Here is a 24,685-nt window from a genome sequence, read left to right as displayed (position 1 = left end):
GTCGGGCGCGCCCGGCGCGCCCGGGAGCGCGGGCAGGTGTATCATGCCGATCACCGGCGCGTCCGTGCCGAACGTGGCGTCGAAGTTCATGGCCCCTCCGACGACCGGGGGCGGTTTAACGCTCCCGTATACGGATTCATGGAACCGTTCGCACGCCATCGGAGAACCGCTCACTACAGGCGAAGCAATGAGCGATCGTCCGAGCGGTGGCGCGCCGGTGAGTGGTCGCCGTAGGCGACCGCGAACCGCCCGCGAGGGACGCCGCGAGCGGAGCGAGCGGCAGCGAGGCGCTCCGCGCCTCTGGCAGCCGGCGGCTCTGCCGCCGGCGACGAGGCTGGGGAGGCGTGAGGTGCGGGGCGGTCGCGGTCGGGTGGGACTCAAAGGGGCAGTCACGCGAATCCTCGCGACTGGGGCTTTGGACGAGTTCACCGCGCCAGCAACTGTTCCCTTCTGTTCACCCGAAACAACCGTACTAGTAGCAAGCCAACTCTCGCGGATGGCTCCCGAAGACGATGGAGACGGAGTGCGATGGATGGGAATCGATTTCCGGCGCGGAAGGTACAAACCCCTCCGAGTCCAACGGGAGCACATGACATCCTCGCTCGCCGACGAGCCGGTGGAGTCGTCCGCGGAGGACGACGAGCCGCTGACGCCGGAGGAGTACGCCGACCACCTCGCCGAACTCGGCGACGCCTGGGAGGTGATCGAGGAACACCACCTGGAGGCGACGTACCCCTTCGAGGACTTCGCGACCGCCCTCGAGTTCACGAACGGCGTGGGCGAACTCGCCGAGGCGGAGTGGCACCACCCCGACATCCACCTCTCGTGGGGGGAGGTCGGGATCGAGATGTGGAGCCACGACATCGACGGCCTCCACCGGTCCGACTTCGTGATGGCCGCACGGATGGACCGGCTCTACGACGAGTACGACGGGGAATGAGACGCGTCCGTCGCACCGCCGCGATCGGCGCAGGGAACCCGCGATCGGCCAACGAACGCCTTTAAATCCCTCCCGGAGAAACTGGAGGGCAATGAGCGACAACGTCTTTCTCGTCCCGGTCGATCCGGAGAACTTCGATCGAACGGTCCGATCCGCGGTCGACCTCGCCGAGTATCCCGACCGACCGGAACCGCTCGCGGACGTCGAGGAGGCGCGCCTGTGGGCCGTCGACGACGACAGCGGGAACGGTTCGACGTTCGACCGCATGGAGTCGGGCGACCTCCTCCTGTTCTACCACGACGGCGAGTACGTCGCCACCGGCCGGGTGGGCGAGACCTTCGTCGACGAGGACCGCTGGGCCAGCGGCACGTTCTGGACCGCGTTCCCGACCACGCGCGTGTACACGGTCGAATCGTTCGCGGCGGTCTCGGTGCCCAAACGCGGCGTCAATCGGATCTTCGACTACTCCGCGTCGTACACGCCGGGGTTCATGCGCGTCGCCGACGATCGTGTCACTCGGGACCTGTCCACGATCGAGACCGCGCTCGACGCCTACACCAAACGGAACGCCGAGGCGTAGTCCGGCCGAGACCGAGCGCCGTCCGACCCGTCCCGAGCGTCGCCGTCCGCGACGACGCGCCCCGTCAGTACAATTATACCACATCGGGCGGTAGCCCGGCGCATGTCCCTCGCGGAGACGCCCGTGGTGTTCGCGTTGCTCTGTGTCAACACGCTCGTCGGGGGCGTGTTGGTGACCGCCGCCTACGACCTCACGGACCTCGTCCTCGGCTGGACCGGATGGATCGCCGGCGCGGTCGGCGGCGGCGTGATCGGGTGGATCGTCGTCCCGCGGGTCGCCTCCGGGACCGTCTCGACCGGCGGCCGGATCGGGTTCGCCGCGTCGCTCGTGCTGATCGGCGCGTTCCTCGGCCGAGCGCTCGTCCCGATCGTCGCCCGGTTCGCCGTGGCGATATCGGCGTTCCTCTTCTCGACGCTCGCGACCCTCGTGTTGACCGTCGGCGAGTCGGTCCTCGAGCAGGTGTACGACCCGTCCGGGTCCGGAACGCCGGTCCTCGAGGCGATCGATCCGGCGGCGCTCGCCGGGTCCGGCCTGTTCGCGCGGCCCGAGTTCCAGCGGTTCCTCCTCGTCTCGCTTCTCGTCGGCGTCGTCGCCGGGGTTCTGGCGATGCGGTACTACGACCCGATCGTCTCGCTGGCGCTGACCGGACTCGGTGCCGGCGTCCTCGCGACCGCGTACCCGGTGTGGCGGGCCGTCCTCGCCGGCGAGGCGCTCGCGATCACGCAGCAGGCCGCCCTGTCGAGGCCGGCGTTCCTCGCGCTCCTGCTCGGCGGGGCCGCGATCCAGTACCTCCGCCACGGCGACGACGAGGATCCCGTGCTCTCCGCCGCGGGCTGAGGTGACCCGTCCGCCTCGCCACAAGAAGGGCACGTCCGCCTCGCCGCGCCGGCGTTCCAGTCGCGGCCGAGGGCTCGCCTCCGTCGCTCGTGTCCACGATCCGGCGAAATGACGGTTCGGCCCGGATCGGCCGGCTCGGGTGCGCTCGAGCCGGATTGATCGGCGTTAATTCGGGCCAAATCGAACGAATCGAGTGGGTCATTGAAGTCGGTCCCCGCTCGAGTGGAGCACGCAATGAACGCCATTCGAACCGCGCTCCTCGGAGCGCTCGCCGCGGTCGTACTGATCGGAACCGGCGTCGCGGCCGGCGGGGTCGCCGCAGCCGGGCCGAACGCGCCCGCCGACGTCGGTCCGGACGCGAACGCAAGCGACGACGCCGGACCGCCGAGCGACCTGCCGGAGCCCGTTCCGGAGTTCGTCGGCGACCTCCTGAACGAGGTCGACGGCTTCCTGTCGGGCGAGGTCGAGAACCTCGGTGACGCGGTGAGCGACCTCGCCGGCAACGACGTGGGCGGCACGGGAGGTGTCTGACGTGAGCGATCGGTTCGAGCGCCTCGGGACGATCGGCCGTCGTGACTACCTCCGTGCGACCGGTGCCGCCGCGCTCGGGACCGCCGGGCTCGCCGGCTGTATCGGCCGTGCGACCGGCACGCTCGCGACGTCGGTCACGGACCAGCCGGCCGACATCGGCGACTTCGAGTCGCTCGTCGTCACGATCGACGGGATCTGGCTGGGGCCGGAAGGCGGCGACGGCGGCGAGGAGGACGGAGACGACGAGGGAGACGTCGATGACGGCAACGAGACCGACTCCGCGGGCGGCAACGAGACCGATCCCGGAGACGGAAACGAGACCGGATCCGACGATAGCGACGACGAGTCGTCCGACGAGGACGGCCCGCAGGGACGTGAGTACCACGAGTTCGACGAGCCTCAGGAGGCGGACCTCGTCCAGCTACAGGGCGAGGAAACCCAGCTGATCGACGAGCGCGAGCTGACCATCGGGACCTATCCGTACCTCCAACTCGACGTCTCCGGAACCGACGCGACCCTCGCGGACGGCGGGGAGGCGACCGTCGAACTGCCCGGGAACGCGCCGCTCACGTTCAATCAGGAGTTCGAGATCAGGGAGGAGTCGGTCACGAGCTTCACCGCCGACTTCGCGCCCGTCGAGCGCGGGAACGGGACGTACCTCCTCCGCCCGGTGCCGCGGGGCATCGAGGTCAGCTACGAGGAGGACGGAAGCGAGTAGCGCGAACGCGGGAGTGTGGACGGCTCGAGGTCGGAGGACGCGGACGGCTCGAGGTCGGAGGACCCGGACGGCCAGAGACCGGCGTACACCGGTCCGTTCGGAGTTCTACCGCCCGGCAGAGGGGCCGCGACAGCGTCGCGAGGTGATCGCCTCCTTCGACCGGAACCGACAGCCGCACTCGACGCAGCGGACGAACGGCTCGCCGGGCTCGGTCTCCAGCCGGTGACCCCCGACGACGAACGGTCGGGTGACCGTTCGCGGCCGGATGCGGTCCGGTATCGTGGTCTCCGGCGTCTCGCTCAACGCGGCTCTGAGAGCGATGGTGTCGACGTCGACCGGGTCGAATCGACCCGCCTCGAGCGCGGCCTCGCGGTCCGCCACCTCGGTCCAGCCGGTGACGACGACCGGGGAGTCGGTCTCGGTGTCGCTCACGACCACGACGAACCGGATCCCCCCGTCGACCAGTGCGAACCGCCAGCCGTCCGTCCGGTTCCAGCGGAGCTGTCCACGCCGGATCGCCTCGGTCACGGTTCGCGTGGAGACGTACCGGCCGGGCTGTTCCAGCCGCTCGCGGAAGTGGTTCGTGAGCGCGTACGATCCGGGATCGCGGAGGGGAGGGTCCTCCGGCGTGCGCCTCCGCGGTGTCGTCGACCGTCCACGGTCGGGGTCGGTCTCCCGTCCCCGAGACGGGACCGACTCGGGCGAACCGGGTCGCGCGGTCGACGCGCGGCGTCGATCGGCCTCGGGTGACGCCGCGTGCGGTGCGGTCCGACGCTCCGTCGATCCGGGACGGGGGACCTCCTCGGCCCCCGACCCGCCCTGTCGGGATGCCACTGGGTGTGGGTATAGAGCGTGTTCTTAAGTTTGTTACGGCGACCCACGGAAACTCACGACCGCTGGGCAGGGGACGAACGGAAGTCGGCGAGGGGCGGGTAACCACCCGCCACCGACGGCCTCACTCGTGTCCGGAGACGCGGACCGGCTCGTAGGGCTCCTCGAGCCACTCGACGTCGGAGTCGGAGAGATCGATGTCCAGCGCCTCCACCGCGTCCTCGAGGTGCTCGACGCTCGAGGTCCCGACGATGGGCGCGTCGACGACGTCCTTCTCGAGGATCCACGCGAGCGCGATCTGCGCCATCTTCACGCCTCGCTCGTCGGCCAGCTCCTCGACGCGGGCGTTGACCTCCTCGCCGCCGCCCTCGCGGTACGGGCGGCCGATCGACGTCTCGTGTTCCCCGCGCGTGGTCGCGTCGTCCGCCTCGTACGGGCGCGTCAGGTAGCCCGCGCCGAGCGGGCTCCACGGGACGGTGCCGATCCCCTCCTTCTCACAGAGCGGGATCATCTCGCGTTCCTCCTCGCGGTACGCGAGGTTGTAGAGGTTCTGCATCGTGACGAACCGCTCGTATCCCTCCCGATCGCTCGTGTGGAGCGCGTCGGCGAACTGGTGGGCCCACATCGAGGAGGCCCCGATGTAGCGGACCTCGCCGCGGCGGACCGCGTCGTCGAGGGCGGCGAGCGTCTCCTCGATCGGCGTGTCGTCGTCCCAGCGGTGGATCTGGTAGAGGTCGACCGTGTCCATCCCGAGCCGGTCGAGGCTGTTCTCGAGCTCCTGTTCTATCGCCTTCCGGGAGAGCCCGCTCGCGTTCGGGTTCGACTCGTCCATCTCGCCGTACACCTTCGTGGCGACGACCTGCCGGTCGCGGTCGTACTCGGCGAGCACGTCTCCGAGGATCTCCTCGCTCTCGCCGTTCGAGTAGACGTTCGCGGTATCGAAGAAGTTCACGCCGAGTTCGATCGCGCGCTCGATCAGGTCCTCGCTCTCCTCCTCGTCGAGCATCCAGTCGTGCCCGCTCCCGAAGCTCATACAGCCGAGACAGAGGCGGCTCACGGTCGTGCCCGTGTTCCCGAGCGTCGTGTACTCCATACGTTCGGTCCCCTCGCCCGCGACATAAGTCCCGTGGCGAGTCGTCGACGGTCGGAGCCGAGTCGGCGATCGCCGGATCGCCGCGGCGCACCCTTTATACGACCGGCTGTGTTAGCCCCGCGTATGCCCCAGTGTGAAATGTGTGGTGCCGAGCAGGCCTCCCTGACGACGACGAAGGTCGAAGGCGCCGAGTTGGAGCTGTGTAGCTCCTGTACGGACTTCGGTACGGAGGTCCGTGAGGAGCCGAGCAGCTCGGCCGGGAGCAAGTACTCGACGAGCTCCAGTTCGGGGACGCCATCGTCGTCGTCCGCGTCGAGCGGCTCGGGGGGGTCCTCGGGCGGCTCGACGCGCCGTCGCGACATGTTCGACGACATGGAGGAGATCGCCACGGACTACGACGACCGGATCCGGAAGGCCCGGGAGTCGAAGGGGTTGAGCCAGGAGGAACTCGCCGACGACCTCAACGAGAAGGCGAGCCTGATCCGAAAGCTCGAGCGCGGCGACACGCTCCCCACCGACGAGATCCAGCGGAAGCTCGAGCGCGCGCTCGACGTCTCGCTCGTCGAGGGCGAGGAGGTCGACGCCGACTGGGACTCGAACGACGCGGGCACGATGACGCTCGGCGACGTGGTCAAACGGAAGGACTGATCGCCGCCTCGCGGTTCTCACCGCCGCTCCGCGGTCCGGATCGCCTACTCCATCGGCGTTCCGCGGTTCCGCATCGTGCTTCCGCACTCGGGACAGGTACCCGGATTCGTCCCGTCGACGACGTTCCCGCAATCGAAACACTCGTAGCCGGCCTTTCTATCGGCGTCTTGGGTCACGTCTCTCATTGTAACACGCGAGCACCGTTCGGTCCGGATGCTCCTACCCGAGGTAGGGGCGTGACCCTCGTGTAGCGTGTGGTTCAACATCCAACCTAGATGGATTGTGGTGGTTGGATGTTGAACCACACTACGGCGACTCGGCGACGTCCGCGACGTCCGCGGCGTCAGCGTTCCGTTCGTCGAAGAGCGCCGAGAACAGCTTTCGCTGGACCGTCCGGGCGTGCTGATAGAACGCGGACGAGGAGATGTCGAGCGTCTCGGCGATCTCCTCGCCGGAGCGCTCCCGCGGGGACTCGAAGAACCCGCCGTAGTACGCGGTCTGGATCACCTCGAGCTGTCGATCGGTCAGGTCCCCGAGGAACCGCGAGTGGAGGTCGCGTTCGGCGGTTCGGTCCCGGGTCCGTTTCGAGACGAGCCGCGTCTCCTCGAACGTCTCCTCCAGCAGGCGGCCGATCCGCGAGACGTCGACGCCCTCGGGGACGTCGACGACGACGTTCGTCGACGCCGGCGTGGCGGACGCGCTGTGAAACACGACCCCGTGGTCGGCCAGTTCCTCCGCGAGGAAGGGTCGCGAGAGCCGCAGCCGCAACACGCCCCCCGTCTCCGTCGCGTTGATCTCCCGGACGGAGTCCACGACGAGGAGGTCCCGCGCGACCGCCGCGACCGACTCGACGGTCGTCCCCTCCACGTCGACGAAGACGTAGCTCCCCTCCGTCGTCTGTCGTGCGCCGCCCTGATAGGAGACCGTACACGAGGCGTCACGCGCCAGCCGCGAGAGGAGGAACGTCGGGTCCTCGACGGCGAACTCGACGCGCGTCGTCGACGTCGTCAACAGCGCGTTCTTCCGCTCGATCGCGCTTATCGCCGAGGCGATCGTCTCCCCGAGCTCCGTGAACACCTCCCGGACCATCTCGGAGAACGCCTCCCGCTCCGCGGCGTAGACGGTGAGGACGCCGTACGTCAGCTCGTTGTAGACGAGCGGCACGCTGATGGCGGAGAGGTAGTCGCGCGAGACCGCGGCCTTGCGCCACTCCTCCTCGCGAAGTCCGCCCGGGACGTTCCCGACCACGGACATCTCGCCGGTCGCGGCCGTTCGACCGGCCGGCTCGACACCGTCGGCGGCCACCGAAACGGGCTGGTCGTCGAGGTATCCCCGCTCCGCGCCGGCCCACGCACGCGGCGTGAGCGTCTCCCCCGTCGCGTCGGTCGAGCCGATCCAGGCGAAACGGAACCGGTCGTCGCCGGTCAACAGCTCGCAGACGGCGTGTTCGACCTCCTCGCGGGTCTCCGCGCGAACCAACGCGCGATCGACCTCCCGGATCGTCTCGTTGATCCGGTTCAGCGCCGTGAGTCGGTCGTTTCGTCGCTGTAGCTCCCGGTCCTGCTCGCGGAGGCGTTCCTCGCGCACGATCCGGTCGAACGCGGCCTCCGCGGTCGCCGCGAGCAGGTCGGCGAGCTCGCGGGTCACCTCGTCGAACGCGCCGACGGCCGTCGTCCCGGCGACGAACACGCCGTTCCCCCCGAGCGGGATGAACGCGACGCTCCGGAGGTCCGTCGACCGGTCGGCGAGCCGGTCGTCGGCGTGGACGTCGTCGAGGAACAGCCGCTCGTCCTCGACGAAGGCGTGCCCCACGAGCGTCTCCCCGTCCGCGTCGACGGGCGAGGGCGGGCCGTGGACCGCCCGCATTCCGTCGGAGTACGCGACCGGACGGAGCGCGTTGGCGTCGGGGTCGAAGCGATACACCGCGGCGGCCTCGAGTCCGAGCACGTCCGGCGTGTCCGCCGTGACGTGGCGGGCGATCTCCGCGTCGGTTCCGGCGTACAGGAACTCCCGTGCCGTCTCCTGGAGGGTCGCGAGCGCCCGTTCGCGCTGTTTGCGCTTGGTGATGTCGCGACAGCTGTAGAGCAGGGTCCCGTCGCGGATGGACACCTCGCGGACGTTGACCAGGAGCGTGTGCTCGCGGCCCGCCTCGTCGGTCACGGTACACTCGATGTTCTTCAACACGCCCTCCTCGGCGAGGGTCTCCCGGTCGAAGAGGTCCTCGCCGAGGAGGTCGTCGATGGTGCCGAGTTCGCGTATCTCCTCGGCCGTGTATCCGAAGATGAAGTGGACGTTGGGACAGACGTAGGTGTACTCGCCCTCCTCGTCGGTGATGAGGACGGTGTCGGTCATGTTGTTGAGCGTGACTCGGTGGAGTTCCTCGGACCGACGGAGGTCGCGCTCCACGTCGGCGTGGTCCGTGATGTCGACTCCCTCCACGACGGCGGAGACCAACTCGCCTCGCTCGTCGGTGACCGGCCGCGCGGACAGTTCGATCACGGCTCGGTCGTCGTCGTCGCCGTCCCCGTTTCCGCGGTCGTCCCCGGGTTCCCTTTCACCCGCGTCGTCGCGGTCCGAACCACGGATGACGACCGCGTTCCCGAACCCGCCGTCGAGCGCGGTCTGGACCACCCGTCTGACGTCGCTCCGGACGCGCTCGGAGTCGGACCAGCGCGGTAGCTCCCAGATGGGCACGGCGACGTCCTCGTTCGAGTCGACGACGCTCTCGTTCGAGTCGACGACGGTTCCCTCCGGGTCGGCGAGGACCGTCGCATCGGTCCCGCCGCGACCGCCCGACAGTTCGGCGGCCGTTCGGTTCATCCGGTCCACGGAGCCGTCGGCGTCGAGTACCCACGTCGCGGTCCGCGCGTCGCGGAACATCGCGTCGAACTGTCTGGCGCGGTCGCGCCGAGCGCGGTCGAGTCGGGCGGCCTCGACGGCGCTCGTGACTCGGTCGAGGAGCTTCGAGACCGGGTCGTCGTCGGGGTCGAGACGCACGTAATCGCTGACGCCGGCGGCGATGGCCTCGCTCGCGACCGCCTCGCTCCCGGACGCGGTCGCCACGATCACGGGGAGCGTCGGGTCCCGGTCGCGGATCGCTCGGAGCAGGTCGAGCCCGGAGCCCTCGGGGAGCCGATGTTCGGTGACGACGGCGTCGGGCCGTCGCGTTCGGAGCGCCTCGAGGGCGTGCGCCTCCGTCGGGGCCGTCCGAACCGTCGTTCCGGGTTCCGACGCCACCGCGTCGGCGAACGGCTCGATCCACGTCGCGTCCCCGACCAACAGCAGTCGTGAGGGAGCGGGCGTGCTCGACTCGGGAGTCATTGCCCCTCGTTTGAACCGCGCGCGGTTCAAGACACCGGCCGCGCCGTCAGTGCGTCGAGGCGGGCGGAGGGGACGGGTCGGGAGAGAGGGCCACGGCTTAGGCCGTCGCGTCGTCCTCCCCCTGCCGTTCGGAGGTGCCGTACCGTTCCGTCAGGTAGTCGACGACCCGGTCGACGGTGTCGGGGTCGTAACTCCAGAAGCCGTAGAACCGGCCGGGTTCGCGCTCCTCGGCGAGCAGCACGCACTTCGCGCCGTCGAAGCCGCCGCCGTCGTAGGCGACGAACCACGTCTCGCGGATCTCGGCGGTGCGGCCGATGTGTACCTCGTACCGCTCGGTGTCCGGGGCCTCCCCTTCCGCGGCCGCGTACGCGTGGACCTCGAGGCGTTCCTTCCCGCCGAGCCGGTCGTAGGTGTTCGACTCGCCGGTCAGGACGTCGAGCGTCTGGAACCCCGCGTGGAGTTCGCCGTCGCCGACGCGCCAGGCCCGGTCCTCGATCTCGCGGGAGGCGGCGACCATGTCCGAACGCGAGTACGAGGTGAAAAGCGTCTCGTCGAGGTGGTCCAAGACCGGCCGGCCGACCCGCCGGGACTCGGCCTCCTCGGTCCCTTCCGCGGGCCCGTCACCGTCGGCAGCGTCGGCGGGACCGGGGAGGAGGTCGTCTATCGCGGTCGCGGTCACGAACTCGCCGTCGCGGGAGAGCACGGCGTAGCCCGTGGGACCCTCGGCCGGCCGTTCCGCGACGACTCGGAGGTTGCGGTCGGCGAAGTGCTCCGCGAGCGTCTCGGCGACCGTGGGGTCCGGATCGAACACCGTCAACGTGGCTTCGCGGGCCTCCACCCCGGCGATGATCTCGATGAGCGACATGCGGTATCGGACCCGTCGAAACGCGGGTTCGTGTGTCGGTATCTCCCGCGGGTTAATAGTGTTTCTCCGCGGGACCCGACGAACCACGAAGGTATTTGCGGCCCCGTCCGCTACCCGGGGTATGTTCATCCTGGTGAACCTCAAGGCGTATCCCTGTGATCCGATCGAGGTCGCGACCGCCGCCCGCGACGTCGCCGAGGCGTCCGGCGCGCGGATCGGCGTCGCCCCGCAGGCGGCCGACCTCGCCCGCGTCGCGGAGACGGGCGTCGAGACGTGGGCCCAGCACGTCTCGCCGAACGCCCACGGCTCCCACACCGGGTCGACGCTGGCGGAGGCCGTCGCCGACAACGGGGCCGAGGGGACGCTGATCAACCACTCGGAGAACCGGCTGAAGCTCGCCGACGTCGACGGCTCGGTCCGGGCGGCCGAGCGGGCCGACCTGGAGACGATCGTCTGTGCGAACAACCCGGCGCAGGTCGGCGCGGCCGCGGCGCTCTCCCCCGACGCGGTCGCCGTCGAGCCGCCGGAACTCATCGGCGGCGACGTCTCCGTCGCGACGGCGGACCCCGGCATCGTCGAGGACGCGGTCGCGGCCGCCGAGGACGTCGACCCCGCCGTCGACGTGTTCTGCGGGGCCGGCGTCTCCACCGGCGACGACGTGGACGCGGCGGCGGACCTCGGCGCGTCGGGCGTCCTCCTCGCCTCCGGCGTCGCCAAGGCGGACGACCCGGCGGCGGTGCTCGAGGACCTCGTCTCCGGGCTCTGAGCCGGGGGTTCGTTCCGCGGTACCGACCGGCCGACGTGCGTCTCCCGATCCCCGTCGGCTGCGCTTGCGGGTCAGTATAAAGACATCGATGTGAGTGGGTAACACGATCGCACAAATCGCAGGACGGCATCGACATCGTGTCGTTCAGGAGATCGGGGCGTCTAGTAACCTTTAACCGACACAAGCCGGTATTTGTGGCCAAGATGGCGACCAACAAGATCCTCGGTATCGACCTCGGTACCACCAACTCCGCGTTCGCGGTGATGGAGGGCGACGAGCCCGAGATCATCTCGAACGCAGAGGGCGACCGGACGACCCCGTCGGTCGTCGCCTTCTCGGACGACGGCGAGCGGCTCGTCGGGAAGCCGGCGAAGAACCAGGCCGTCCAGAACCCCGACCGGACGATCCAGTCCATCAAACGCCACATGGGCGAGGACTACACGGTCGAGATCGGGGACGACGAGTACAGTCCCGAGCAGATCTCGGCGATGATCCTCCAGAAGATCAAACGCGACGCGGAGGAGTACCTCGGCGACGACGTGGAGAAGGCCGTGATCACGGTCCCCGCGTACTTCAACGACAAACAGCGACAGGCGACGAAGGACGCCGGCGAGATCGCCGGCTTCGACGTCGAGCGCATCGTCAACGAGCCGACCGCCGCCTCCATGGCGTACGGCCTCGACGACGAGTCCGACCAGACCGTCCTCGTGTACGACCTCGGGGGCGGCACGTTCGACGTGTCGGTGCTGGACCTCGGCGGCGGCGTCTACGAGGTCGTCGCCACGAACGGGGACAACGACCTCGGCGGCGACGACTGGGACGAGGCGCTCATCGACCACATCGCGGCGGAGTTCCAGAACGACCACGGGATCGACCTCCGGGAGGACCGGCAGGCGCTCCAGCGGCTGAAGGACGCCGCCGAGGAGGCGAAGATCGAGCTGTCGAACAAGAAGGAGACCACGGTCAACCTCCCCTTCATCACCGCGACCGACAGCGGCCCGGTCCACCTCGAGCAGTCGGTCACGCGAGCGACCTTCGAGAACCTCACGTCGGATCTCCTCGACCGGACGGTCGAACCGACGGAGCAGGCGCTCTCCGACGCGGGCTACGACAAGGGCGACATCGACGAGGTCATCCTCGTCGGCGGCTCGACGCGGATGCCGCAGGTCCAGGAGAAGGTCGAGGAGCTCGTCGGTCAGGAGCCGAAGAAGAACGTCAACCCCGACGAGGCGGTCGCGCTGGGCGCGGCCGTCCAGGGCGGCGTCCTCTCCGGCGACGTCGACGACATCGTCCTGCTCGACGTGACCCCGCTCTCGCTCGGGATCGAGGTGAAGGGCGGCCTCTTCGAGCGGCTCATCGAGAAGAACACGACGATCCCCACCGAGGAGTCGAAGGTGTTCACGACGGCGGCGGACAACCAGACCTCCGTCAACGTCCGCGTCTTCCAGGGCGAACGCGAGATCGCCGAGGAGAACGAGCTGCTCGGCGCGTTCCAGCTCTCGGGGATCCCGCCGGCACCCGCCGGCACCCCGCAGATCGAGGTCTCGTTTAACATCGACGAGAACGGCATCGTCAACGTCGAGGCCGAGGACCAGGGCTCGGGCAACGCCGAGTCGATCACCATCGAGGGCGGCGTCGGCCTCTCCGACGAGGAGATCGAGGAGATGCAAGAGGAGGCCGAGAAGCACGCCGAGGAGGACGAGGCCCGCCGCGAGCGGATCGAGGCCCGCAACGAGGCCGAGACGGCGATCCAGCGCGCGGAGACCCTCCTCGAGGAGAACGAGGAGAACGTCGACGACGACCTCGCGGCCGACATCGAGGCGGCGATCGAGGACGTCGAGGAGACGCTCGAGGACGACGACGCCGAGACCGAGGAGATCGAGGAGGTCACCGAGGCGCTCTCCGAGCAGCTCCAGGAGATCGGCAAGCAGATGTACCAACAGCAGCAGGCCGCACAGGCCGGTCCCGGCGGCGCGGGCGGTGCCGGTCCGGGCGGTATGGGCGGCGCCGGCCCCGGCGGGATGGGCGGTCCCGGGGGCGCGGCCGGCCCCGACGGTGCCGACGGCGACGACGAGGAGTACGTCGACGCCGACTTCGAGGACGTCGACGAGAGCGACGACGACGAGAGCGACGAGTAGTCGCCGACGCGCCGCGATCGGCCGCGTCGTGACCGACCGTATCGCCGCCGAACGGGCCGGCCACGGTGCCGCCGTCGGCCGCGCCGCTTAACACGACCGAACCACGACCACACACCAACGTAACGCATGAGCGAGGACTTCTACGACGTCTTGGGTGTCTCCCGGGACGCCAGCGAGGACGAGATCAAGAAGGCGTACCGGAAGAAGGCCGCGAAACACCACCCCGACGTCAGCGACGACGACGACGCCGAGGAGCGGTTCAAGCGGATACAGAAGGCCAAGGAGGTGCTCACCGACGAGGAGAAACGCCGCCAGTACGACCAGCTCGGCCACGACCGGTTCACCGAGGCCGACAAACACGGCGCGACCGGCGGCGGTGCCGGCCCCGGCGGCGCCGGGGGGCCGTTCGGCGGCGCGGGCGGCGGTGCCGGTGGCTTCGAGGACATCTTCAACCAGTTCTTCGGCGGTGGCGGCGGTCCGGGCGGCCGCGGCGGCCGCCGGGACGACCGCCCGCGACAGGGCACGGACCTCCGGACGGGCCTCACCGTCGACCTCGAGGAGGCCTTCGAGGGGACCGAAAAGCAGTTCACGATCACGCGACCCACCCGGTGTGACACCTGCGACGGCGAGGGCCACCCCTCCGACGCCGACGTGAACACCTGTCCGCAGTGTAACGGGCAGGGGCAAGTCCGGCAGGTCCAGCAGACGCCGCTCGGGCGCGTCCAGCAGACCTCCACCTGTCCGCGGTGTGAGGGCGCGGGCGAGGTGTACAGCGAGGACTGTCCCGACTGCGGCGGCGACGGGATCGCCCGCGAGGAGGCCACGCTCACCGTCGAGGTGCCGGCCGGGATCCAGTCGGGGCAGAGCCTGCGGATGGAGCGCGAGGGCGCGCCCGGCGAGAACGGCGGGCCGAACGGCGACCTGCTGATCGAGGTCGACGTCGACGTCGGCGACCGGTTCGAGCGCGACGGCGACGACCTCCGCGTCAACGAGGCGGTCTCGTTCCCGCAGGCGGTCTTCGGCGACACGATCGACGTGGAGACGGTCGACGGGACGGTCGAGATGGACGTGCCCGCGGGCACCCAGAGCGGCGAGACGTTCCGGCTGAAGGGGAAGGGGATGCCCCACCTCCGGCGTCGCGGCCGCGGCGACCTCTACGTCCAGGTCGCCGTCGTCGTTCCCGACTCCCTCAACGAGGAACAGCGCGAGGCGCTGGAGGCGTTCGCGGAGGCGGGCGGCGAGGACATCGACGTCGGCGGCGGCTTCTTCGAGAAGCTGAAGAGCACCTTCTGAGCGGCGGAACCGGATCCGAGGATAGGCTTTTCGGGCCTCCGACCCAAGCGAGGGTATGGGCTACGACGAAGCCGCCTACACCGACGTCGAACCGAAGGCGCCCGGCATGTACTTCCTGCGCGAGGCGCTCGACTGCGCCGAGCTCGGCGTGACCGTCGTCGAGGGCGACGCCGACTGGGACGGGATGGAACACGACCACGCGGAGGACGGCCAGGAGGAGGTGTACGTCCTCCTCGAGGGCGAGGCGACGATGGACGTCGACGGCGAGTCGGTCGCGCTCGCGGCCGGCGACGCGGTCCGCGTCGACCCCGAGTCGAGCCGGACGCTCTCGTTCGAGGCGGACGGCTCCCGGATGGTCGTCGCGGGCGCGCCCTGAAGTGGCGGGGATCGACGTCGTCGGCGACCTGCTCGCGCGCGACCGGCGGAGCCGCGACCCCGCGCTCGTCACGCCGGACGGCCGCGAGCGGACCGCTCACGACCTGATCACCAACGGGTACAAGGCGGCGAACGTGCTTCGCTATCTCGGCGCACGCGAGGGGTCGACGGTCGCCGTCGACCCGACCCCGGGGCTCCACGCGACGCTCGCGTTCCTCGGCGCGGCACGCCTCGGGGCGGCGGTCAGGTTCGACCCCGACGCTGGCGTCGCGGCCGGCGACCGCGTCGTGGTGGTCCCCGTCGCGGACGGATCGGCACTCGACCCGCGACCCGGAACGAACATCGCCGCGTTCGGCGGACCGCCGGAGCGTCCCGAGACGACGCACTGGGAGCAGGAGCTCTGGAGCGAGAACCCGGCCACGCCGCCGTCGACCGTCTCCCCGAGCGATCCCGTCGTCCGCGGCGAGGGCGGAACCGTCTCGCACGGTCGGCTCGTCGACGCGGCGGAGGCGGCGGCGACGGAGCACGGGATCGACCCCGGAACGCGGGTCGTCGTCCGGACGACGCTCGCCGACTCGCGGACGGTCGCGGCGGGCGTGGTCGCGCCGCTCGCTCGCGGCGGCGTGGTCGTTCTCACGGACGCGGCCGGGGAAACGGACCCGGAATCGACGTCTCTCGGCGATCTCGCCGTCGTCGACGGCCCGGACGCGGAGCCGCCCGAGCCCGCGCGGGTCGACGTGGCGTCGCTGCCGGATCTGACCCGCTAGGACCGGTAGGAACCGCCACCTCTGTCGGTCCCTTTCGGTCGACCGCCGCGGTCGATCGGGGCGAGTTTCTCCGACGGGAGCGGCAGGGAACCGTGTCGGAGCGTCCCGAGCAGTTCGGTCCGGTCGCCCTCGAGGCCGATTCGGAGCGTCGGCGCGAGGGTTCCGCCGAACCGGCGACGCTGCTCGCTCTCGGGAAGGTCCGCGATCCCGTCGAGATTCGCGCCGACGTACTCGTAGTAGTTGAAGAAGCTCGCCACGAGCACCTCGTCGCCGTGGTCGTAGGCGGTCCACGAGTACGACTGGAACGGCGCGTTCGCGGGGTTGGTCGCCACCATGCCGTGGCCGTTCAGCGGCCGGTACTCGCCGCGGAGGTCGTCGGCGACGAAGCCGTACAGCGCGTCGTGTCCGACGATACCCGGCGCGAAGGTGTGCTGGTGACTGGAGACGAACAGGTAGTACGTGCCGTCCCGGACGACGAGGTGTGGCCGCTCCAGTTCCTGGTTGACACAGACCGCGTCGAGAAGCGGCGGTTCCAGTTCCCACTCGGTCGGATCGCCGGTCGGCGAGCGCGCGATCCCGACGCTGCCGTTGAACGACGCGGCCTCCGGGTCCTCACACGGGTCCGCGTCCTCGGGGATCGGGGTGTTCGCCTCGAAGAGGAGGTACGTCTCGCCGCTCGCGGGGTCCTCGAAGAACCACGGGTCCCGGAAGGTGTAGGTCATCCCCCGCGACTGCGCCTCCCGCTCGTAGAGGTCGCCGTCCGGCTCCAACAGGACCTCGTGGTCCCACTCGCCGTCGATCCGGAGCCCGTCGTCCTCGACGCGCACCGTGCCGCCCGTCGCGCCCGCGATCCGCTGGGTGTACGCGAGCTCGTCCTCGCCGCGCTCGCCCGCGGCGGTGTAGAAGGCGTACACGTCTCCGTCGTCGACCATCGTCGAGCCGGCCCACTGTCGCGACCCGAGCGCGTCGCCCGAGAAGAGGGGACCGCCGTGGCTCCAGGACTCCCCGTCCGGCGACGTGAAGTAGTGGATCGACGCCACGTCGTGACGCTTGCCCGGGAGCAGGTCGTCGGTCGTCGTGAGCGCACAGACGACGCGGTAGCCCCCGATCTCCGCGAGCGATCCGTCGCGGTTCCGAAGCGGCCACGTGTCCCAGACGTGGAACCCGTCGAACCGGTCGGTCTCCGGCGGATAGATGACCGGTGCGACGGTGTCGTCCGTACGCTCGATCCGGCCGGCAGCCTCCCGCGTCCAGACGGCGCGACCGTCGCTGTCGTTCGTCATAACGGCCGTTCGACGGTGGGGCAAAAAACGGTTACTACACCCGTTGAAACTGGACCGTCACGTGGTGGAGACCGGTCCGACACGCGTTCGCGCCGGATCCCAAAGCCCTAATCGGTGCCGGTGGTCGGTCCCGTATGGTCGACACTCATCCCGCACAGCGCGTCGGCGTCCTCGCCGACTCACAGAACCTCTATCACTCCGCACAGAGCCGGTACTCGCGGAACATCGACTACTCGGCGCTGCTCGAGGAGGCGGTCCGCGAGCGGTCGCTGGTCCGGGCCATCGCGTACGTGATCCGCGCCGACTCGCCGGAGGAGGAGAGCTTCTTCGAGGCGCTCCGCGACATCGGCTTCGAGGCCAAGATCAAGGACATCAAGACGTTCGCGGACGGCTCGAAGAAGGCCGACTGGGACGTTGGAATGAGCCTCGACGCGGTGACGCTCGCGAACCACGTCGACACCGTGGTGTTGTGTACCGGCGACGGCGACTTCGCCCGGCTCTGTTCACACCTCAGACACGAGGGCGTCCGCGTCGAGGCGATCGGGCTCGGAAGCTCCACGGCCGACGAACTGGTCGCCGCCGTCGACGACTTCGTCGACATCGACGAGCACGAGGAGCGGTTCCTGCTGTAGCGTCGTCGTGCTCGCCAGGGCGAGCGACCGGAGTGACCGCCGGAAAGCCTTTATCCGCGACGGTTCAGCGTCGAACCGATGCCCTCCGACGACAACGACACGAGCTACTCGGTCTTCGGCGACGACTCGACGGACGCCGGGAGCGGCGGCGGCGATCGAGCGACCGGCGACGACGACGGCCCCGGTCCCGGTCGCGCCGAGTACGACGACGAGAGCGGAGATTGGAACGAGAGCCGCGCCGACGCCGATCCGGAGACCCTCGGCTCCGACGACACCGGCTGTCCCAAATGCGGCGGCGAGGAGACCGAGACCGACGAGATCGCGACGAGCGGAACCGGGCTCACGAAGCTGTTCGACGTTCAGAACCGCCGGTTCGTCGTCGTCTCGTGTGCGAACTGCGGCTACTCCGAGCTGTACAAGGGGCAGTCGAAACACGACGCGATCGACTTCTTCGTCGGGTAGCGCGGGCCACCGGCCGAACCGCTCCCGCACCCCGTCTCAACCGAGCGTACGATCGAGGACGGCCGCGACCGTCGCGGCCGCCGCCTCCACCTCTCGGACCCTCACGTACTCGCGTTCGGCGTGTGCCACCGCGCCGGCGTCGTCCGCGAGGTCGCCCGGCCCGAAGACGACCGTGGGTGCCGGCGCGAAGTACGACGCCTCGGTGGCCGCGCCGAACGGCCGCACCTCGCCCCCGCGCCCGGCCGGGAGTCCCGCGTCCGCGGTCGCGGTCCGTGCCGCCGCCGCCACGGTCTCGACGAACTCGTGGTCCGGATCGGTCGAGAACGCCTCGAAGAACGGGGACTCGCGGTCGGTGAGCGTCACCCGAGCGTCGACCGCGCCGTCGGTCGTGCCCGTCGGATCGTCCGCCGCGTCGGCCGAACCGATCGCTTCCCGAACCGCCGCCTCGAGGGCGCTCCGGAATTCCTCCGCCGTTTCGGGGGGCACGCTCCGCCGGTCGACCGTGATCGCGCAGTCGGCGGGCACCTGGTTCGTCGCGCCGCCGCCCTCGATGACGGTCGGCGTGAGCTTCGGCGGGCCGAGCTGCGGGTGCTCGTCGGTCCCCTCGTCGAACCGGCGGACCGCGGCCAGCGCCCCCTCCGCGGCCGCGACCGCGTTCGCGCCGGCGAACTCGGCGGCGTGTGCCGCCTCGCCGGCGAGTTCGATCCGCCCCTGAAACCGACCCTTCGCGGCCGTACAGACGTCGAGGCCGGTCGGCTCGCCGACGAGGTACAGGTCGCCCTCGAGGGCGTCCGCGGTCCCCGGGAGCTTTCCGGTCAGCGTCGCGGCACCCCGCGAGAGCGTCTCCTCGTCGGGCGTCACCGCCAGCGTGAGCCGTCCGTGTTCCGGCTCGGCCGCGAGGAAGCCGTACAGAAGCGCCGCGAGCGGCCCCTTGGCGTCACACGCCCCGCGGCCGCGGATCACGTCGGCGGCGTCGCCGGCTCCCCCCGTCTCCGGACCGGTCGCCTCCCGGTCGCGCTCGAACGCGACGTGCGGAGTGACGGTGTCGATATGCGTGTTCACGACGACGTGTGGGCCGTTCTCGGGGCCCGGCGAGGCCTTCTCGGCGACGACGCAGCCGGCGTCGTCGACCGCGGCGTCGACGCCGGACCCCTCCAGCGTCTCCACGAGCAGCCGTCGCATCTCCTCGACCCCCTCGTGTGAGGGGGTCGAAACCGCCTCCTCGAGGAAGCCGACCGGGTCGAAGTCGGTCGCGTCCGTCATCGCGGGTCCGCCGCGACCCGCCCCGAGAACTCGCGAGCGACCGGGCCAGTGAGCGTCGCGTGGTCGTCGTCCGGAACCGTGATGCGCAACTCGCCGCCCGGCGGTCGGGTCACGGCGGTGTCGCCGTCGATCAGTCCCAGCCGGCGGGCGACCGCGACGACCGCGACCGCGCCGGTGCCACACGAGCGCGTCTCGCCCTCGACGCCGCGCTCGAAGGTCCGCTGGTCGATGACTGCCGGCCGGCCGCTCCCCGCCTCTCCCTCGGATCCGCCACCCGCGTCGACGACCGCCGCGAGGTTCACGTTCGCGCCCTGCGGGAAGACGTCCGCGTGCCTGACGGGCGGCGCGACCGCGTCGATGTCGACGGCGTCGATCCCGTCGGGCGCGTCGCGGCCGCCCTCGAGGAACGCCACGGCGTGGGGGACGCCGGTGTCGACCGCGGTGACGGTCAGTCCCTCGACCTCCTCGTCGACGAGCGGCTCGTCGCGGTCGACGGGCACCGACGCCGGGTCGAACCGCGGCGTTCCCATCTCGATCGTCGCCTCGCTTCCGTCGGGGCTCACGGTCGCCCGGCGCGTGCCCGCCTGCGTGTCGATCATGAACTCGCGTTCGCCGGTCCGGTCGTGCGCCCAGCGGGCGACGACGCGCGCGCCGTTGCCGCACATCGCGGCAGTCGAGCCGTCCGGCTGGACCAGCGTCATCACGACGCGGGTCGGGCGGTAGCGCTCGCCGATCTCCAAAAAGAGGACGCCGTCGGCCCCGCGGCGACCCGTGGGGTCGTCGGCGGCGTCGCTCGCCCCGTTCTCCGTCGGGCCTCCCTCGTCGACCGTGTCGGCCGAGACGCCCGTCTCGCGGTCGCAGTACGCCCGCGCGAACGCCGAGCGGTCGCCGACGCCCTCGGCGGCGTCGACCACGAGGAAGTCGTTTCCGGTGCCGTGGTACTTCTCGATCGGAACGGCGTGGGCGCTCATCGGCCCACCTCCGGCGCTTCCTCGACCGTCGTGAGGTCCGCGAGCCGCTCGCGCCGTCGGACGACCGTCGCCTCCCCGTCCGTCAGCGCGACCTCCGCGGGTCGCGGCCGCGAGTTGTACTGGTTCGCCATCTCGTATCCGTACGCGCCCGCGACGCCGACCGCGAGGAGGTCCCCGCGGGCCGGCCGCGAAAGCGCGCGGTCCCGACAGAGGGTATCGCCGGTCTCACAGATAGGTCCTGCGACCGTGACGGACGTTGCCTCCCGGTCCGCCGGGGCCGGCTCGTCGGCCGCGCCGCCGAGGTTCCGGATCGGGTGGTACGCGTCGTACATCGCCGGACGCAGGAGGTCCGTCATCCCGGCGTCGACGCCGACCACCGTCTCCTCCGGCGTCGGCTTCACCGTGTTCACCCGGGTCAGGAGGACGCCCGCGTCGGCGACGACGTACCGGCCGGGCTCGATCGCGAGCGCGAGCCCGGAGAGGTCGCCGACCGCCTCCCGCGTCGCGTCCGCGACGGCGGGCAGGTCGAGCGGCTCGTCGTCCTCGCGGTACGGAACGCCGAAGCCGCCGCCGACGTCGACGTACTCGAGGTCGAGGGGGTCGGCGACGGCCGGGTCCGGATCGATCAGGTCGCGCGCGAGGTCGCCCATCCGCGAGACGAGCTCGCGGTGGCTGTCGAGCTGGTCGGGGTCGATCCCCGAGCCCGCGTGCGCGTGGACGCCCACCACGTCGAAGCGCGCGGCCGCCTCGCGGGCGACCCGTGTCGCGCGGTCGTAAGGGACGCCGAACTTGGGGGCCGAGCCCGTGGTGACCTTCGCGTGGTGGCCCGCGCCGACGCCCGGGTTCACGCGGAGACACAGTCGGCCGTCGTAGCCGCGCTCCGCCAGCCGGTCGAGGGTGTCGACCGCGCCGGCCGTTATCGTGAGGTCCGGCTCCCGCTCCGCGACGTCGACGACGTAGTCGAGGTCGCGGGCCGGCGGGTTGACCGCGGTGTAGTGGAGCCGGTCGCCGTCGAAGCCGGCCGCGAGCGCGCGGTCGAGCTCGCCAGCCGAGGCGCACTCCGCGTCGAGTCCCGCCTCGCGGACCGTCTCCAGCACCGCGCGACCGGTGTGTGCCTTGACCGCGTATCGCACGTCGGCGTCGGGAAAGGCCGAACGGAGTCGCTCGCAGTTCTCGCGGGTCCGGTCGAGGTCCTGGACGTACAGGGGAGTGTCGTGTTCGTCGGCGAGGGCGGCGAGTCGATCCCCGTCCCAGTCGCCGGTGCGCCGGACGGGCGGGTTCGCGTCGGCGTCGCGCTCCGCCTCGGCCGTCTCGGCCGTCTCCGCCGTCTCCGCCGTCATTCGCGGAGCGCCCCCTCGCGTCGGGTCGCCTCGAGCGTCTCCGTCTCGACGTCGGTGGCGACCACCGCGGGCTTGTACGCGCCGCCCTCGAAGAGGTCGTGGTCGCCGACGGAGGACTCCACCATCCGCGTGAACGCCCGGCGCTCGGCGGGGAGGTGGCCGTAGATGACCTCCTCCTCGACGAGGTCGTAGACCGGGATCCGCGGCGTCAGGAGGGTGTTCTCGCCGACGATCGAGTCCTCGCCGACGCGGAACCCGCTCGTGACCCGGCAGCCCGCGCCCAGCGAGACGCCGTCCTCGATCACGACGGGGGCGTCCTCGATCGGCTCCAGCACGCCGCCGATCAGCGTGTTCGCGCCGAGTTTCACGTCCGCGCCGATCTGCGCGCAGGAGCCGACCGTGTCACAGGAGTCGACGAGCGTCCCGTCGCCGACGTACGCGCCCATGTTGAGAAAGGCCGGGCTCATCACGATGCAGTCGCTGCCGAGGTACGCCCCGGGTCGAAGCACGGTTCCGTCGGGGGTGTTCCGGGTGTCGCGCTCGGCGAGGTCGTCGGTCTCGCGGAGGGGCAACACGTCGTAGTAGGTCACGCCGCCGTACTCGCGCGGCTCGGTCTCGCGGAGCCCGAAGTTGAGCAGGATCCCGCGTTTGACCCACTCGTTGGCCTCCCACGTCGTCACGTCGTCGCCGGTCTTCTCGGCGGCGCGGACCTCGCCGGCCTCTAACGCCGCGAGGAAGTCGTCGAGGACGGCCACGTCGTCCGCCGTCGTCTCCGCGGCCGAGAGCCCCGCCTCGTAGCGCCGCCAGAGGTCGGTCACGTCGGATTCGAGCGTCATTACTCCCTCCGTGGTCGACCGACGGTATTTACCCGTCGATGTGTGTCCCTGGGTAGCGCACCCACGCGCTCACCCGTCGTCATCGGTCGTCCCTTCCCCTCCCGCCGCGCTCCCGTCGAGCACGTCGTCGAAATCGTACCGGCCAGGGTCGCGGCCGACCAGCCACGTCGCGGCGTCGAGCGCGCCCGCCGCGAACACGCCGCGGTCGCCGGCGCGGTGGGTGAGCGCCAGCGTCTCGCGGTTGCCCGCGAGCAACACCTCGTGCTCGCCGGTCACGTCGCCGGCGCGTCTCGCGTGGACGCCGATCTCGTCCGAGCCGCGGGGCGCGTCGCCCTCGCGACCGTGGACCCGGCGGTCGAGGTCCTCGCGGACCCCCTCCACGTCCTCGAGGAGCGTCTTCGCGGTCCCCGAGGGGGCGTCCCGTTTCCCGTCGTGATGGGTCTCCGTCAGCTCCACGTCGTATCCGGGGACCGCCGCGACCGCCTCGCGGACCGCTCGCCGGAGCGCGGCGACCCCGCGCGAGAAGTTCGACGCCTTCAGCAGGGGGACCGCCTCGCTCGCGGCTCGGAGCCGCGCCGTGCCTCCGGAGTCGAACCCCGTCGTGCCGGTGACGACGGCCACCCCGGCCTCGGCGGCGGTCTCGGCGTACGCGGCGGCCGACTCGGGTCCCGTGAAGTCGACGAGCGCGTCGGGGGCGGTCTCCGCGAGCAGGTCGTCGAGCCGGGCGGCGTCCGCCACGTCGACGCCCGCGACCGGGTCCGTCGGCGTGCGGTTGACCGCGAGGACGACCTCGACGCCTTCCCGCGCCGTCGCCGCCTCGATCACCTCCCGCCCCATCCGCCCGCCCGCGCCGGTGACGGCGATCCGGAGGGCGGCGTCGCCGGTCATTCCACGCCCCCGGAGACCTCGGTCGCCTCCGGCGTGCCGTCCTCGTACTCCGCGAGCACTTCGCGCAGGGAGTCGCGCCGGTCTTCGGAGAGCCGGGTGAGCGGCGGCCGAAGGTGCGGGCCGCCGCGGCCGCGGACGTGCATCGCCTCCGTGACCGGGATCGGGTTCGTCTCGACGAACAGCTCGCGGACCAGCGGCGCGAGCTCGTGGTGGAGCTCCCGCGCGCGGTCGTAATCGCCCGAGAGCGCCGATCCGACCATCGCACACGAGCGCTCCGGCTCGACGTTCGCGACGACGCTTATCGTTCCCGTCCCGCCGACGGAGAGCGTCGGGAGCGTGAGCCCGTCGTCGCCGGAGAGCACGGAGAACGTCTCCTCACGGGTTCGTTCGACGACCTCGCTGATCCGGTTCAGGTCGCCGGAGGCGGCCTTGTACCCCTGAACGTTGGGGTGGCTCGCGAGGTCGACGACGACGTCGACCGGGATCGACCGCCCCGTCCGCGAGGGCACGTTGTAGACGATCTGCGGGAGGTCGACCGCGTCGGCGATCGTCCGGTAGTGTTCCGAGAATCCCTCGGGCTCGGGCTTGTTGTAGTACGGCGAGATGAGGAGGAGTCCGTCCGCGCCCGCCTCCGCGGCTCGGCGCGAGAGCGAGAGCGCCTCGGCGGTGTTGTTCGAGCCCGTGCCCGCGATCACGGGCACGTCGTCGATGGCGTCGCGAACGGTCTCGACCACCTCGATGTGCTCGTCGTGGGTCATCGTCGCGGACTCGCCGGTGGAGCCGACGGGGACCACCCCGTCGACGCCGGCGCGCTCGAGGTAACGGGCGTTCTCCGCGAGCTGGTCGTGGTCGATCCCGTTCTCGTCGGTGAACGGGGTCGTCATCGCGGGATAGACTCCCTCGAAGGGTTGGTCGGTCGGTTCTCGGTCGTCGTCGCGGTCGGTCGTGTACGGTGTCGTCGTGGTCGTCGTAGGGTTCGTCATCGGTGTCGTGGTGTGGATCGCGTGGTCCTGAACGTGGTGTGGATCGCGTCGTTCTGAAAACGGTCGCGTGCGGGCCGGGGGTCGTCCGGAACGGGGTCGCCACTCCCGCCTGTGGACGCGTCACACCCGTTTCTTCGAGAAGAGCCGCGTCGCTGCCGGCGGGCGCGAGCCGAGCGACGACGCGGTTCGAGTCACGCCCGGACGTACGTCGATGACTCGCTTATACGTTTTGTCTCCGACGGAATCTGCCGTCCCCGCCGAGCGTCGGCGGGTTCGTCGACCGACTCGTCCGCGGATCCGCCACGCCGTCACGGGAGAACGGTT

The 24,685-nt window shown here is 70.7% G+C and carries 25 protein-coding genes; 13 read left to right on the top strand and 12 right to left on the bottom strand.

The features are described 5' to 3' along the window. Positions 1-589 precede the first annotated feature (589 nt). The 5 genes from F3H10_RS11845 to F3H10_RS11825 all read left to right on the top strand — a co-directional run bounded on the left by F3H10_RS11845 (position 590) and on the right by F3H10_RS11825 (position 3,606). Positions 590-940, top strand: coding sequence for a 4a-hydroxytetrahydrobiopterin dehydratase (locus F3H10_RS11845; RefSeq protein ID WP_149784976.1), 351 nt, complete (start codon positions 590-592; stop codon positions 938-940). A gap of 91 nt (positions 941-1,031) precedes the next feature. Further along, entirely contained in the window at positions 1,032-1,520 is a 489-nt protein-coding gene (locus F3H10_RS11840; protein ID WP_149784975.1) for a hypothetical protein, read from the top strand. A 102-nt stretch (positions 1,521-1,622) separates the two neighbouring features. Further along, entirely contained in the window at positions 1,623-2,357 is a 735-nt protein-coding gene (locus F3H10_RS11835; protein ID WP_223174303.1) for a hypothetical protein, read from the top strand. 234 nt (positions 2,358-2,591) lie between these two features. Beyond that, positions 2,592-2,888: a hypothetical protein gene (locus F3H10_RS11830; RefSeq protein ID WP_149784974.1), complete on the top strand. Its 297-nt coding sequence runs from the start codon at positions 2,592-2,594 to the stop codon at positions 2,886-2,888. Position 2,889: 1 nt separating this feature from the next. Then, positions 2,890-3,606 carry a DUF4382 domain-containing protein gene (locus tag F3H10_RS11825; RefSeq protein WP_149784973.1) on the top strand — a complete coding sequence of 239 codons (717 nt, stop codon included), beginning with the start codon at positions 2,890-2,892 and terminating at the stop codon, positions 3,604-3,606. A gap of 105 nt (positions 3,607-3,711) precedes the next feature. On the opposite strand, the gene F3H10_RS11820 is transcribed toward F3H10_RS11825, so the two are convergent. Further along, complete coding sequence (locus tag F3H10_RS11820; RefSeq protein ID WP_149784972.1) at positions 3,712-4,440, bottom strand: hypothetical protein; 729 nt, start codon at positions 4,438-4,440, stop codon at positions 3,712-3,714. 121 nt (positions 4,441-4,561) lie between these two features. Next, positions 4,562-5,530, bottom strand: coding sequence for an aldo/keto reductase (locus F3H10_RS11815; protein WP_149784971.1), 969 nt, complete (start codon positions 5,528-5,530; stop codon positions 4,562-4,564). A gap of 123 nt (positions 5,531-5,653) precedes the next feature. On the opposite strand from F3H10_RS11815, the gene F3H10_RS11810 reads away from it, so the two are divergent. Further along, entirely contained in the window at positions 5,654-6,178 is a 525-nt protein-coding gene (locus F3H10_RS11810; RefSeq protein WP_149784970.1) for a multiprotein bridging factor aMBF1, read from the top strand. Positions 6,179-6,222: 44 nt separating this feature from the next. Here the strand turns inward: F3H10_RS11810 and F3H10_RS11805 are convergent, their stop codons facing one another. From F3H10_RS11805 to F3H10_RS11795, 3 genes are all read right to left on the bottom strand, one after another. Continuing rightward, the gene (locus F3H10_RS11805) at positions 6,223-6,363 is read right to left on the bottom strand and encodes a rubrerythrin-like domain-containing protein (RefSeq protein ID WP_149784969.1); all 141 of its coding nucleotides are present in this window, start codon (positions 6,361-6,363) and stop codon (positions 6,223-6,225) included. 121 nt (positions 6,364-6,484) lie between these two features. Continuing rightward, the gene (locus tag F3H10_RS11800) at positions 6,485-9,499 is read right to left on the bottom strand and encodes a bacterio-opsin activator domain-containing protein (protein WP_149784968.1); all 3,015 of its coding nucleotides are present in this window, start codon (positions 9,497-9,499) and stop codon (positions 6,485-6,487) included. Between the two features lie 97 nt (positions 9,500-9,596). Next, positions 9,597-10,364: a DICT sensory domain-containing protein gene (locus F3H10_RS11795; protein ID WP_149784967.1), complete on the bottom strand. Its 768-nt coding sequence runs from the start codon at positions 10,362-10,364 to the stop codon at positions 9,597-9,599. 121 nt (positions 10,365-10,485) lie between these two features. Here F3H10_RS11795 and tpiA point away from each other — a divergent pair, with 121 nt between their 5' ends. The 5 genes from tpiA (at position 10,486) to F3H10_RS11770 (ending at position 15,703) form a co-directional block, all read left to right on the top strand. After that, on the top strand, positions 10,486-11,130 hold the full coding sequence (gene tpiA / locus F3H10_RS11790; protein WP_149784966.1) for a triose-phosphate isomerase: 645 nt from the start codon (positions 10,486-10,488) through the stop codon (positions 11,128-11,130). Between the two features lie 203 nt (positions 11,131-11,333). After that, positions 11,334-13,268, top strand: coding sequence for a molecular chaperone DnaK (gene dnaK, locus F3H10_RS11785; protein WP_188127931.1), 1,935 nt, complete (start codon positions 11,334-11,336; stop codon positions 13,266-13,268). Positions 13,269-13,394: 126 nt separating this feature from the next. Continuing rightward, positions 13,395-14,561, top strand: coding sequence for a molecular chaperone DnaJ (gene dnaJ, locus F3H10_RS11780; protein ID WP_149784964.1), 1,167 nt, complete (start codon positions 13,395-13,397; stop codon positions 14,559-14,561). 55 nt (positions 14,562-14,616) lie between these two features. Continuing rightward, positions 14,617-14,937: a cupin domain-containing protein gene (locus tag F3H10_RS11775; protein ID WP_149784963.1), complete on the top strand. Its 321-nt coding sequence runs from the start codon at positions 14,617-14,619 to the stop codon at positions 14,935-14,937. 10 nt (positions 14,938-14,947) lie between these two features. After that, positions 14,948-15,703: an acyl-CoA synthetase family protein gene (locus tag F3H10_RS11770; protein ID WP_149784979.1), complete on the top strand. Its 756-nt coding sequence runs from the start codon at positions 14,948-14,950 to the stop codon at positions 15,701-15,703. Here the strand turns inward: F3H10_RS11770 and F3H10_RS11765 are convergent. Beyond that, positions 15,700-16,986 (bottom strand): glycoside hydrolase family 68 protein, encoded by a 1,287-nt coding sequence (locus tag F3H10_RS11765; protein ID WP_149784962.1) that lies wholly within the window; start codon positions 16,984-16,986, stop codon positions 15,700-15,702. The genes F3H10_RS11770 and F3H10_RS11765 overlap by 4 nt on opposite strands. A 134-nt stretch (positions 16,987-17,120) precedes the next feature. On the opposite strand from F3H10_RS11765, the gene F3H10_RS11760 reads away from it, so the two are divergent. Beyond that, the gene (locus F3H10_RS11760) at positions 17,121-17,618 is read left to right on the top strand and encodes a LabA-like NYN domain-containing protein (RefSeq protein ID WP_149784961.1); all 498 of its coding nucleotides are present in this window, start codon (positions 17,121-17,123) and stop codon (positions 17,616-17,618) included. Between the two features lie 78 nt (positions 17,619-17,696). Further along, a complete protein-coding gene (locus tag F3H10_RS11755) occupies positions 17,697-18,080 on the top strand; it encodes a zinc ribbon domain-containing protein (RefSeq protein ID WP_149784960.1) in 384 nt (127 codons plus the stop codon). A gap of 36 nt (positions 18,081-18,116) precedes the next feature. Here F3H10_RS11755 and F3H10_RS11750 read toward each other — a convergent pair whose 3' ends face one another. The 6 genes from F3H10_RS11750 to dapA all read right to left on the bottom strand — a co-directional run bounded on the left by F3H10_RS11750 (position 18,117) and on the right by dapA (position 24,361). After that, entirely contained in the window at positions 18,117-19,343 is a 1,227-nt protein-coding gene (locus F3H10_RS11750) for a M20/M25/M40 family metallo-hydrolase (protein ID WP_149784959.1), read from the bottom strand. Further along, positions 19,340-20,314, bottom strand: a complete 975-nt coding sequence (gene dapF / locus F3H10_RS11745) for a diaminopimelate epimerase (RefSeq protein ID WP_149784958.1) — start codon at positions 20,312-20,314, stop codon at positions 19,340-19,342. Before dapF ends, F3H10_RS11750 begins: the two co-directional genes overlap by 4 nt. Then, positions 20,311-21,654, bottom strand: a complete 1,344-nt coding sequence (lysA, locus tag F3H10_RS11740) for a diaminopimelate decarboxylase (RefSeq protein ID WP_149784957.1) — start codon at positions 21,652-21,654, stop codon at positions 20,311-20,313. Before lysA ends, dapF begins: the two co-directional genes overlap by 4 nt. After that, positions 21,651-22,490 carry a 2,3,4,5-tetrahydropyridine-2,6-dicarboxylate N-succinyltransferase gene (locus F3H10_RS11735; protein ID WP_149784956.1) on the bottom strand — a complete coding sequence of 280 codons (840 nt, stop codon included), beginning with the start codon at positions 22,488-22,490 and terminating at the stop codon, positions 21,651-21,653. The genes lysA and F3H10_RS11735 overlap by 4 nt, the downstream gene beginning before the upstream one ends. Before the next feature lie 69 nt (positions 22,491-22,559). Beyond that, entirely contained in the window at positions 22,560-23,378 is an 819-nt protein-coding gene (dapB, locus tag F3H10_RS11730; RefSeq protein WP_149784955.1) for a 4-hydroxy-tetrahydrodipicolinate reductase, read from the bottom strand. Next, positions 23,375-24,361: a 4-hydroxy-tetrahydrodipicolinate synthase gene (dapA, locus tag F3H10_RS11725; RefSeq protein ID WP_149784954.1), complete on the bottom strand. Its 987-nt coding sequence runs from the start codon at positions 24,359-24,361 to the stop codon at positions 23,375-23,377. The genes dapB and dapA overlap by 4 nt, the downstream gene beginning before the upstream one ends. Positions 24,362-24,685: the final 324 nt, after the last annotated feature.

This window comes from Halorubrum aquaticum, assembly GCF_900113615.1.
GTDB classification, from domain to species: Archaea; Halobacteriota; Halobacteria; order Halobacteriales; family Haloferacaceae; genus Halorubrum; species Halorubrum aquaticum.
Note: the sequence above shows the minus strand (reverse complement) of the source record. Positions and strands in the feature narration are given on the sequence as shown.

Bases quoted from the DNA above. Each gene is read 5' to 3' on its own strand.
- lysA (WP_149784957.1), bottom strand. From the start codon at position 21,654: ATGACGGCGGAGACGGCGGAGACGGCCGAGACGGCCGAGGCGGAGCGC.
- dapB (WP_149784955.1), bottom strand. From the start codon at position 23,378: ATGACCGGCGACGCCGCCCTCCGGATCGCCGTCACCGGCGCGGGCGGG.
- F3H10_RS11765 (WP_149784962.1), bottom strand. From the start codon at position 16,986: ATGACGAACGACAGCGACGGTCGCGCCGTCTGGACGCGGGAGGCTGCC.
- dapF (WP_149784958.1), bottom strand. From the start codon at position 20,314: ATGAGCGCCCACGCCGTTCCGATCGAGAAGTACCACGGCACCGGAAAC.
- F3H10_RS11805 (WP_149784969.1), bottom strand. From the start codon at position 6,363: ATGAGAGACGTGACCCAAGACGCCGATAGAAAGGCCGGCTACGAGTGT.
- F3H10_RS11755 (WP_149784960.1), top strand. From the start codon at position 17,697: ATGCCCTCCGACGACAACGACACGAGCTACTCGGTCTTCGGCGACGAC.
- dnaJ (WP_149784964.1), top strand. From the start codon at position 13,395: ATGAGCGAGGACTTCTACGACGTCTTGGGTGTCTCCCGGGACGCCAGC.
- F3H10_RS11830 (WP_149784974.1), top strand. From the start codon at position 2,592: ATGAACGCCATTCGAACCGCGCTCCTCGGAGCGCTCGCCGCGGTCGTA.
- dapA (WP_149784954.1), bottom strand. From the start codon at position 24,361: ATGACGAACCCTACGACGACCACGACGACACCGTACACGACCGACCGC.
- F3H10_RS11840 (WP_149784975.1), top strand. From the start codon at position 1,032: ATGAGCGACAACGTCTTTCTCGTCCCGGTCGATCCGGAGAACTTCGAT.
- F3H10_RS11775 (WP_149784963.1), top strand. From the start codon at position 14,617: ATGGGCTACGACGAAGCCGCCTACACCGACGTCGAACCGAAGGCGCCC.
- F3H10_RS11845 (WP_149784976.1), top strand. From the start codon at position 590: ATGACATCCTCGCTCGCCGACGAGCCGGTGGAGTCGTCCGCGGAGGAC.
- F3H10_RS11835 (WP_223174303.1), top strand. From the start codon at position 1,623: ATGTCCCTCGCGGAGACGCCCGTGGTGTTCGCGTTGCTCTGTGTCAAC.
- tpiA (WP_149784966.1), top strand. From the start codon at position 10,486: ATGTTCATCCTGGTGAACCTCAAGGCGTATCCCTGTGATCCGATCGAG.
- F3H10_RS11810 (WP_149784970.1), top strand. From the start codon at position 5,654: ATGCCCCAGTGTGAAATGTGTGGTGCCGAGCAGGCCTCCCTGACGACG.
- dnaK (WP_188127931.1), top strand. From the start codon at position 11,334: ATGGCGACCAACAAGATCCTCGGTATCGACCTCGGTACCACCAACTCC.
- F3H10_RS11735 (WP_149784956.1), bottom strand. From the start codon at position 22,490: ATGACGCTCGAATCCGACGTGACCGACCTCTGGCGGCGCTACGAGGCG.
- F3H10_RS11760 (WP_149784961.1), top strand. From the start codon at position 17,121: ATGGTCGACACTCATCCCGCACAGCGCGTCGGCGTCCTCGCCGACTCA.
- F3H10_RS11795 (WP_149784967.1), bottom strand. From the start codon at position 10,364: ATGTCGCTCATCGAGATCATCGCCGGGGTGGAGGCCCGCGAAGCCACG.
- F3H10_RS11815 (WP_149784971.1), bottom strand. From the start codon at position 5,530: ATGGAGTACACGACGCTCGGGAACACGGGCACGACCGTGAGCCGCCTC.
- F3H10_RS11750 (WP_149784959.1), bottom strand. From the start codon at position 19,343: ATGACGGACGCGACCGACTTCGACCCGGTCGGCTTCCTCGAGGAGGCG.
- F3H10_RS11800 (WP_149784968.1), bottom strand. From the start codon at position 9,499: ATGACTCCCGAGTCGAGCACGCCCGCTCCCTCACGACTGCTGTTGGTC.